The following is a 342-nucleotide window of genomic DNA, read 5'->3' as shown; positions in this document are numbered from 1 at the left end:
CCGGTGAAGGAGATGCCGGCGACGCGCGGGTCGGAGACCAGGGCCTCGCCGGGGTCGCGGTCGCCCTGGACGAGGTTGAGGACGCCGGCGGGCAGCCCGGCGTCGACGAACGCCTGCACCAGCAGCGCCGAGGTCCAGGGGGTCAGCGGCGAGGGCTTCAGGACGGCCGTGCAACCGGCGATCAGGGCGGGCGCCACCTTCCACATCGGGATGGCGACCGGGAAGTTCCACGGGGTGATGAGTCCGACCACGCCGAGCGGGCGCCGGAACGTCATGGCGAGGGTGCGCGGCTCCTCGGCCGGGGTGGTGACGCCGTTGATGCGGCGGGCCTCGCCGATGGTG

Annotated in this window: 1 protein-coding gene; it reads right to left on the bottom strand. The window is 74.3% G+C overall.

The window, feature by feature from the left end:
• Positions 1 to 342, bottom strand: a 342-nt coding sequence (locus PUR56_RS39640; protein ID WP_329952532.1) for an aldehyde dehydrogenase family protein, incomplete at both ends; no start/stop codon positions are given.

The organism is Streptomyces sp. BE303 (assembly GCF_036290945.1).
Taxonomy (GTDB): Bacteria; Actinomycetota; Actinomycetes; order Streptomycetales; family Streptomycetaceae; genus Kitasatospora.
This window is presented reverse-complemented; position numbering and strand designations above follow the sequence as displayed.